The organism is Streptomyces sp. OfavH-34-F (assembly GCF_022347745.1).
Taxonomy (GTDB): domain Bacteria; phylum Actinomycetota; class Actinomycetes; order Streptomycetales; family Streptomycetaceae; genus Streptomyces.
The window spans coordinates 1-8,332 of record NZ_JAKRGC010000289.1 but is presented as its reverse complement, the minus strand read 5'-3'; the positions used below and the strand labels follow the sequence as shown (position 1 = coordinate 8,332).

The 8,332-nt window shown below is 72.5% G+C and carries 7 protein-coding genes and 1 pseudogene; 3 read left to right on the top strand and 5 right to left on the bottom strand.

The window, feature by feature from the left end:
* The 4 genes and pseudogenes from MHW47_RS28500 to MHW47_RS28485 all read right to left on the bottom strand — a co-directional run.
* A pseudogene (locus MHW47_RS28500) lies at positions 1-557 on the bottom strand (hypothetical protein); the annotation flags it as partial.
* A 132-nt stretch (positions 558-689) separates the two neighbouring features.
* Complete coding sequence (locus MHW47_RS28495; protein ID WP_239226635.1) at positions 690-1,664, bottom strand: ABC transporter substrate-binding protein; 975 nt, start codon at positions 1,662-1,664, stop codon at positions 690-692.
* A gap of 71 nt (positions 1,665-1,735) precedes the next feature.
* The gene (locus MHW47_RS28490) at positions 1,736-2,410 is read right to left on the bottom strand and encodes an ABC transporter permease (RefSeq protein ID WP_239226634.1); all 675 of its coding nucleotides are present in this window, start codon (positions 2,408-2,410) and stop codon (positions 1,736-1,738) included.
* 1 nt (position 2,411) lies between these two features.
* Complete coding sequence (locus MHW47_RS28485) at positions 2,412-3,125, bottom strand: ABC transporter permease (protein ID WP_239226633.1); 714 nt, start codon at positions 3,123-3,125, stop codon at positions 2,412-2,414.
* A 131-nt stretch (positions 3,126-3,256) separates the two neighbouring features.
* On the opposite strand from MHW47_RS28485, the gene MHW47_RS28480 reads away from it, so the two are divergent.
* Positions 3,257-4,447 carry an ABC transporter ATP-binding protein gene (locus tag MHW47_RS28480; protein ID WP_239226632.1) on the top strand — a complete coding sequence of 397 codons (1,191 nt, stop codon included), beginning with the start codon at positions 3,257-3,259 and terminating at the stop codon, positions 4,445-4,447.
* 55 nt (positions 4,448-4,502) lie between these two features.
* Here the strand turns inward: MHW47_RS28480 and MHW47_RS28475 are convergent, their stop codons facing one another.
* A complete protein-coding gene (locus MHW47_RS28475) occupies positions 4,503-5,624 on the bottom strand; it encodes an esterase family protein (RefSeq protein WP_239226631.1) in 1,122 nt (373 codons plus the stop codon).
* A gap of 139 nt (positions 5,625-5,763) precedes the next feature.
* On the opposite strand from MHW47_RS28475, the gene MHW47_RS28470 reads away from it, so the two are divergent.
* Both MHW47_RS28470 and folP read left to right on the top strand, forming a co-directional pair.
* A complete protein-coding gene (locus MHW47_RS28470; RefSeq protein ID WP_239226630.1) occupies positions 5,764-7,605 on the top strand; it encodes a phosphatidylglycerol lysyltransferase domain-containing protein in 1,842 nt (613 codons plus the stop codon).
* A 30-nt stretch (positions 7,606-7,635) separates the two neighbouring features.
* Positions 7,636-8,332, top strand: a 697-nt coding sequence (gene folP, locus MHW47_RS28465) for a dihydropteroate synthase (RefSeq protein WP_239226629.1), incomplete at its 3' end; no start/stop codon positions are given.

The window sequence follows — 8,332 nt, the reverse complement described above, 5'->3', positions numbered from 1 at the left end:
AGGGCGGCGTTGCGCGGGAGGTCGTCCAGCGCGCGGGCGGCGCGGGCGTACGCGTCCGGGGTGGGCGTGGAGCGGGCGGCGGGCAGTTCGCGGGCGGGCGCGGACGCCTCGATGGCGAGCTGCCGCCGGCTCTCCAGGACGCTGGCGCGCTCGGTCTCGGCGTTGGCGTACCGCCGCAGGAGCGCGGCGTGTTCGCCGCGCAGCCCGGCCAGCTCCACCCGCTTGCGGCGCAGCTTGGTCTCCAGGCGGGCGCGGATCTCGCGCGCCTCCTCCAGGTCGGACTCCAGCTCCGCCGCGCGTTCCTCGGCACGCCACTCGTCGCCGGCGCGGGCGCGCGTCAGCTCGGCGACCCGGCGGCCCGCCTCGCGGTCCCAGCTGCGCATCAGGACCGCGCCGGTGACGGCGGCGGCCGCCGCGACGGCGACCAGGGCCCGCAGGACCATGGGTTCGGTCGGCAGCCAGGCGCCCGCGGCACACAGAACCGCCGCTCCGGCGACTGCCGAGGGCGGAAGGATTCTGTGCAGTGGGGGCGAATGGCGGTGGCGTCCACGTGGCATGGCCCGAAATTTACCGTGTGCGCGGCGTACTTGGGGAGCCGCCCGTCAATCCGTGCCCGGTAAGTTACCCGGCGGCTCCCCCGTGCGGGTGTTCCGGCCCTCTTCTCCGGCCGGTATTCCGGGGCGTGTTCGCTAGTTCTTGATCAGTTCTTTCGACCGGAGGTATTCGCGGGCGGCGTCCGCGGGCTTGACGCGCTCCGCGTCGACCTTGCGGTTGAGCTGGGCGAGGTCCTCGGTGGTGAGTGCGCCGGTGAGCCTGCCGAGCGCGTCCGCGATGTCCGGGGCTCCGGCGTCCTCGGCGTTGAGGACCGGCAGGACGTTGTCCGCGTTCTGGAGCTTCTTGTCGTCCTCCAGGAACACCAGGTCGTAGCTGTCCAGCACCGCGTCGGTGGTGGTGGTGAGAACCAGCTGGGCCTTGCCGTCCTTGACGGCCTGCTTGGCCTGCGGGGTGCCGACGCCCAGGGGGTCGATTCCGGTGACGTCGATCCCGTACGTCTTCTTGAGGCCGGGTGCGCAGAACGGCCGTATCTCGCACTCGTCGCCGGCGGCGATCCGGACGCCGATCTTCGCCTCGCCGAGATCCGAAAGGGTCGTCAGCTTGTGCTTGCCGGCGAATTCCCTGGTCACCGCGAACGCGTTCTGGTCGATGGCCTTCCCCGCCGGGAGCACCTTCAGTCCGCGCGGCTCGGCGAGCTTCTTGAGGGCGGCGAGAGTGGCCCCGGCGTCGCCCGAGGCGACCGGCTTCGCCGCGGCGGCCTTCGCGCCGTTCACCTTGGCGTTGAGGAATTCGGCGATGGTGGCCGCGTATTCCGGTACGACGTCGATCTCGCCCTTCTCGAGGGAAGGTTCGTAGAGTTCGCGGTTCTTCACCGTGGTGACGGAGGTGCTGTATCCGGCGTCCGCGAGGATCTGCGCGTACAGCTCGGCGAGCACCTTGGACTCGGTGAAGGCGGCCGCGCCGACGACCAGCGAGCCCTTCTTGTCTGAGTCCCCGGAGGCGGGGGCGCCCTTGTCCTCCTCCAGGCTGTCCCCGCCGCACGCGGCGAGCGAGCCCGCGAGCGCGAGGATGCCGATGACGGCACCGGCCGTGCGTGAGGTCCTGGTCATGTTCTTCTCCGTCCACGGCGGCGACGCCGTATGCGACAAGTGATGGGTGAGCGGCAAGCGTTGCGGGGCCGTCACGCGGGACGGCGGCGGCGCAGCGGGGACAGCAGGCGGTCCAGGGTCACCAGGACCGCCTCCACCAGCAGGGCGAGGACGGCCACCAGCAGCGCCCCCGCCACCACCTGCGCGGTGTCGTACGTGTTGAAACCGGCGGTGATGATGCGGCCGAGGCCGCCCTGGCCGACCATGGCGGCGATGGTCGCCGTGGCCACGACCTGGACGGCGGCGGACCGCAGCCCGGTCATGATCAGCGGGTAGGCCAGCGGCAGTTCGACGCGGAGGAAGAGCTGGCCGCCCGACATGCCCATCCCGCGCGCGGCCTCCGTCACCGCCCGGTCCACCTCGGTCATCCCGACGTAGGCGTTGGTCAGCAGCGGGGGCACGGCGAACAGCACCAGCGCGGTGATCGTGGGCACGTAGCCCGCGTTGCGCAGGGGCGAGACCATGAAGAGGGCCAGCACCGCGAAGACCGGGACCGCGCGGCCGATGTTGGCGAGGTTGACGGCGAGCGCGCCGCCCCTGCGGATGTGGCCCAGGTACAGGGCGACGGGCAGGGCGAGGGCGCACGACAGGGCGAGCGCGACCCCGCTGACGTACAGGTGCTCGCTCAGCCGGTGGGCGATCCCGCTCTCGCCGGACCAGTTGGCTCCGGTGGCCAGCCAGCTCCAGGCGTCCCCGAGGACTCCCATGTCAGACCGCCTCCGCCGGGCCGGGCGCGGGCGCGCCGCCGTGCGGGGCGCGGACCCGGGTCCAGGGGGTCAGCAGCCGCTGCACACCGAGCAGCAGCAGGTCGGCGGCGAGCGCGAGCAGCACGCAGAGCACCGAGGCGGCCAGCACCTGGGCCTTGAAGAAGCTCGGCAGCGCGTCCTCGATGAGATTGCCGAGGCCGCCCCGGCCGACGATCGAGCCGACCGTGGTGAGCGCGATCGTGGAGACCGTGGCGATGCGTACGCCGGCCATCAGCGCGGGGAGCGCGAGGGGCAGTTCCACCTCCCACAGCAGGCGCAGCGGCCCGTATCCCATGCCCCGCGCGGCTTCCTTCGCCTCCTCGGGCACGGCTTCGAGCCCGGCCAGGATGTTGCGGACGAGGATGGTCAGCGAATACAGCACGAGGCCGGTGACCACGAGCGCGGCGGACAGCCCGAACAGGGGCAGCAGGAGCGAGAACATCGCGAGGGAGGGCACGGTGTAGAGCACCGTCGTCAGCCCGAGGACCGGCGCGGCGAATCCCCGGCCCCGGCGGGCGAGGAGCGCGAGCGGAAAGGCGACGGCCACCCCGATCGCGACCGATACGGCGGTGATCCAGATGTGCTGGACGGTGGCGTCCGTCAACTCGTGGCTGCGGGAACGGAGATACTCGCCGCAGATCCAGTCGTTCGTCACCAGGCAGTTCTGTCCGGCCATCCGTTCCCCCACCTCCCGTTCGTCTTCTCGCACGGATGTCCGGCGAGCCTATCCTCGACGACCGGCCGTCGCGGGAGCCGTTGTATTCCAGCAACATGTCCTTCACAGAACACCCGCGACAATGGGGAACCATGATCCGTTTCGAGCACGTCACCAAGCGGTACGCGGACGGCACCACGGCCGTCGACGGCCTTTCCTTCGAGGTCGTCGAGGGTGAACTGGTCACGCTCGTCGGACCGTCGGGCTGCGGCAAGACGACCACCATGAAGATGGTGAACCGGCTGACCGAACCGACCGAGGGCCGGATATTCCTCGACGGGGACGACATATCCACCATCGATCCGGTCCGGCTGCGCCGCCGTATCGGCTATGTGATCCAGCAAGTGGGCCTCTTCCCGCACAGGACGGTCCTGGAGAACACCGCCACCGTTCCCCATCTCCTGGGCTGGAAACGCGCAAAGGCCCGCGCACGCGCCGCCGAACTCCTCGACCTGGTCGGACTCGACCCTTCCGTTCATGGCGGCCGTTATCCGGAACAGCTCTCCGGCGGGCAGCGCCAACGCGTCGGTGTGGCACGGGCTCTGGCCGCCGACCCGCCGGTCCTGCTGATGGACGAGCCTTTCGGCGCGGTGGACCCGGTCGTGCGCGAACACCTCCAGAACGAATTCCTGAAACTCCAGGAACAGGTCCGCAAAACCATCCTGTTCGTCACCCACGACATCGAGGAGGCGGTGCGCCTCGGCGACCGCATCGCCGTCTACGGGCAGGGCTCCATCGAGCAGTTCGACACCCCCGCCGCCGTGCTCGGCGCCCCCGCGAACGCCTATGTCGCCGACTTCGTGGGCGCCGACCGGGCTCTCAAGCGGCTCGCCGTCACGCCCGTCGAGGCGAGCGACCTCGACCACCCGCCCGTCGTCCGCCTCGACGACCCGCTGTCCGGGGCGACCGCCCTCCTGCGCACCGAGGCCGCCCGCTGGGCCGTCGTCCTGGACGGCGACGGGCGCCCGCACGGCTGGCTGACCGCCGACGACGCGCCCACCGGGAGCAAGGGCACCGTCCGCGACCGCACCCGCCGGATGGAGGCGTCGCTTCCCCTCGGCGCCCCGCTCAAACAGGCCCTCGCCGCCCTGCTCCAGCACGACGCCGGCTGGATCGCCGTCACCGAAGAGGCCGACGGGTCCGGCCGCTACCTCGGCGTGCTCACCCCGGCCCGCCTCCACGAGGCGCTGCGCCGCTCGATCGGCGCGGACGGGCGCTCCGTGCCGCGCGCCGAGGTGGCTGTCGAGAGCGCCGCCGGCGTGACGGGGACGGCGACCGGGTAGCCGCCTCCCCGGACCCCGGCCCCGGCTCCTCCCCCGGCCCCGGCTCCTCCTGCCCTCAGCTCTCGCTCAGGCGGCTGCTCAGCCACTCCAGCGCGGCCGGGATCTCCCGGCGCCAGGTGTTGAAGTTGTGGCCGCCGCTCTTCAGCACGATCGACGAGACCCGCGCCGGCTGCTTCACCTTCGCCACGAACTTCATCGTGTCCGCGTAGTTCGACTCGCCCTGGCGCGAGGTGGACACCAGGAACGAGCCGGCCGGCTGCGGCCGGTTGTCCAGCGTCCACAGCAGGTTCGCGCGGCGCCGGGCCGCCTCGTCGCCGTGGAAGAGGTCGCCCGTCGTCGGGTCCTCGGCCGCCTTGTAGTACGCGGAGAGCCCCGCGCTCGCCGCGTACCTGTCCGGGTGGTGCATACCGATCTTCAGCGCGCAGTAGCCGCCGGTCGAGTTGCCGATGATGCCCCAGTTGCGGGCGTGCCGGCCGACCCGGTAGCCGGCCGAGACGGCGTGCGGCACGTCGTCGGCGAAGAACGTCTCCGTCTGCGGCCCGTCCGGTATGTCCACGCACTCCGTGTCGCGCGGCGGCGCCACCGTCGGCCGGAGCATCACCAGGATCATCGGCTGGGCCCGGCCGGCCCGCACCCGGTCGTGCGCGAGGCGCGGGTAGCGCAGGCCCTCGATGAGGTTCTCCGCGGTGCCCGGATAGCCGGTCAGCACCACGGCCGCCGGGAACTTCCGGTGGGCGTACGCGGGCTGGAAGTACTCCGGCGGCAGGTACACGTACGCCGGGGTCTCGATGCCCGTCCGCCGGCCGGCGATCACCACCTTGTCGATCCGGCCGCCCCTCGTGAGCACCGCACCGCCCGGCACGTCGGGCCGCTGCGAGCCCACCCGGACGATGTTCTTCGCGGCCAGCGTCCCGGCCGCGTGGTCGGTGACCACCCCCATCTCCTGCTTGCGGCCCAGCAGATCCGCCCAGGAGCCGTAGAAGAGGAAGCTGTTGTTGGCCAGCAGCCCGACCGTGGCGAACACCGCGACCTGGGTCGCCAGCAGCATGCCCACCCGCCCCAGCACGGCGGGCGCGCTGCGGCGGGCGAGGCGCGGCCAGCACCAGATGGTGGCGGTGAACAGCACGACGGCCAGCGCGATCGCGAGGACCAGCACGGGCGTGTCGGTAAGGCCCATGACCATGAACTTTCTGTCAGGAAATTTCCGGCCGGCGGGTGAACCCGCGGCCCGGAAGCCTCGTCCTAAAGGGCGCACATCGTCCGCAGCGCTACGGCCACCGGACGCCAGGAAACCTTTCGCGGAGCCACGGGAAACGATGTCTGTCACGCTAGATGGGGATAAATCAGGATCGGTTCCGGTTCGCGCCCGCACGCCCCTGCGCGGCCCCCGGCCGGAGGCCGTCCCGGCGCTCGTCGGCACCGCCTGCACCGTGGTCGGACTGATCGACGTGGCCGCCGGGGTCTTCCCGCGCTTCCGGCACAGCCGCATGCACACTCTGGCCGAAGTGCTCCCCGGCGCCCTCGGCCCCTTCGCCGCCGCGCTCTCGCTGAGCGCCGGCGTCCTGCTGCTCCTCCTGGCCCACGGCCTCAAACGGCGCAAGCGGCGCGCCTGGCGGGCCGCCGTCCTGCTCCTCCCCGCCGGCGCGCTCGCCCAGTTCGCCTACCGGCACTCGGTCATCGGCACCGTGCTCTCGCTGGCGCTGTGCTACCCGCTGCTGCGCCACCGGAACGAGTTCGCCGCCCTGCCCGACCCGCGCAGCCGGTGGCGGGCGCTGGCCAACTTCGTCCTGCTGGGCGCCGGATCGCTCGGCCTCGGCCTGATCATCGTCAGCGCCCACCCCAACCGCCTGGTCGGCAGCCCCAGCATCGCCGACCGCCTCCAGCACGTGCTGTACGGCCTGTTCGGCTTCGAGGGGCCCGTCGACTACGCGGGAGACACCTCCTGGACCGTCGCCTACTCGCTCGGCGCCCTCGGCCTGCTCACCGCCGTCACCACCATCTACCTGGCCTTCCGCCCCGAGCACCCGGCCGCCCGGCTCACCGAGGACGACGAGAGCCGGCTGCGCGCGCTGCTGGAGCGGCACGGCGGGCGGGACTCGCTCGGCCACTTCGCGCTCCGCCGCGACAAGGCCGTCGTCTTCTCGCCCAGCGGCAAGGCCGCCGTCTGCTACCGCGTCGTCTCCGGCGTGATGCTGGCCAGCGGCGACCCCATCGGGGACGTCGAGGCGTGGCCCGGCGCCATCGAACGCTTCATGGACGAGGCGCGGGCCCACTCCTGGACCCCGGCCGTCATGGGCTGCGGCGAGACCGGCGGCGAGGTCTGGACCCGCGAGACCGGGCTCACCGCCCTGGAGCTGGGCGACGAGGCGGTGGTGGACGTCGCGGATTTCTCCCTCGCCGGACGCGCGATGCGCAACGTACGCCAGATGGTGAAGCGCATTGAGCGGGGCGGCTACGAGACCCGCGTCCGGCGCGTGGCCGACATCGGCGACGCCGAACTCGCCCGCATCCGCCGCGCCGCCGCCGACTGGCGCGGCACCGACACCGAACGCGGCTTCTCCATGGCGCTCGGCCGGATCGGCGACCCCGCCGACCGGGACTGCTTCCTCGCCACCGCCCACAAGACCGACGAACACAGCTCCGACTCCCCGTACGGCGACCTGAAGGCCGTCCTCCACTTCGTCCCGTGGGGCACCGACGGCATGTCCCTCGACCTGATGCGCCGCGACCGGGCCGCCGACCCCGGCATGAACGAGCTGCTGATCGTCGCCGCGCTCCAGGCCGCGCCCCGGCTCGGCATCGAGCGCGTCTCGCTGAACTTCGCGATGTTCCGCTCGGCCCTGGCGCGCGGCGAGAAACTCGGCGCGGGCCCGGTCCTGCGGGTCTGGCGCGGGCTGCTGATCTTCCTCTCGCGCTGGTTCCAGATCGAGTCGCTGTACAAGTTCAACGCCAAGTTCCGGCCACGCTGGGAGCCGCGTTTCGTGGTCTACCGCACCGCCCGCGACCTGCCCCGCATCTCGTTCGCCGCGATGCAGGCCGAGGGCTTCGTCACCCTCGCGCTCCCCCGCCCGCTGGCCCGCCGACTCCCCGTCGCCCCGCGCCGGCCCTGCGCCCACGTCTCCCCGCCGACCGGAGACCAGGGCGCACGCATGGCGTAAACCTTCCCCCTCCGGGCCTACGCTGGTCATATGAGTACGTTGCGCGGAACGGTCCAGGGGCTGCCGGAGTGGGACCGCTGCGCGGTCATGGGCGTCGTCAACGTGACCCCCGACTCCTTCTCCGACGGAGGCCGCTGGTTCGACACCACGACGGCCGTCAAGCACGGCCTCGACCTGGTCGGCGAGGGCGCCGACCTCGTCGACGTCGGCGGGGAGTCGACCCGCCCCGGCGCCAGCCGCGTGGACGAGTCCGAGGAACTGCGCCGGGTGATCCCGGTCGTCCGCGGCCTGGTCGCCGAGGGCGTCACGGTCTCCGTGGACACCATGCGCGCCCGGGTCGCCGAGCGGGCGCTCGCCGCCGGGGCGGTCCTCGTCAACGACGTCAGCGGCGGCCAGGCCGACCCGGACATGGTCCCCGTGGTCGCCGCCGCCGGGGCGCCGTTCGTCGTCATGCACTGGCGCGGCTTCAGCGAGTCGATGAACAGCCGCGCGGTGTACGGGGACGTGGTCGCCGAGGTCGTCGCCGAGCTGCGCGCCCGGATGGACGCCGTGGTCGCGGGCGGGGTCGCCCCGGAGCGCCTGGTGATCGACCCCGGTCTCGGCTTCGCCAAGGACGCCCCGCACGACCTGGCGCTCCTCGCCCGGCTGGACGCGCTGCACGGGCTGGGCCGGCCGCTGCTGGTGGCCGCCTCCCGCAAGCGGTTCCTGGGCCGGGTGCTGGCCGGGG

What these genes read in the sequence shown, in the direction of transcription:
- MHW47_RS28495 (WP_239226635.1), bottom strand. Translation starts at nt 1,664, where the DNA reads ATGACCAGGACCTCACGCACGGCCGGTGCCGTCATCGGCATCCTCGCG.
- MHW47_RS28490 (WP_239226634.1), bottom strand. Translation starts at nt 2,410, where the DNA reads ATGGGAGTCCTCGGGGACGCCTGGAGCTGGCTGGCCACCGGAGCCAAC.
- MHW47_RS28485 (WP_239226633.1), bottom strand. Translation starts at nt 3,125, where the DNA reads ATGGCCGGACAGAACTGCCTGGTGACGAACGACTGGATCTGCGGCGAG.
- MHW47_RS28480 (WP_239226632.1), top strand. Translation starts at nt 3,257, where the DNA reads ATGATCCGTTTCGAGCACGTCACCAAGCGGTACGCGGACGGCACCACG.
- MHW47_RS28475 (WP_239226631.1), bottom strand. Translation starts at nt 5,624, where the DNA reads ATGGGCCTTACCGACACGCCCGTGCTGGTCCTCGCGATCGCGCTGGCC.
- MHW47_RS28470 (WP_239226630.1), top strand. Translation starts at nt 5,764, where the DNA reads ATGTCTGTCACGCTAGATGGGGATAAATCAGGATCGGTTCCGGTTCGC.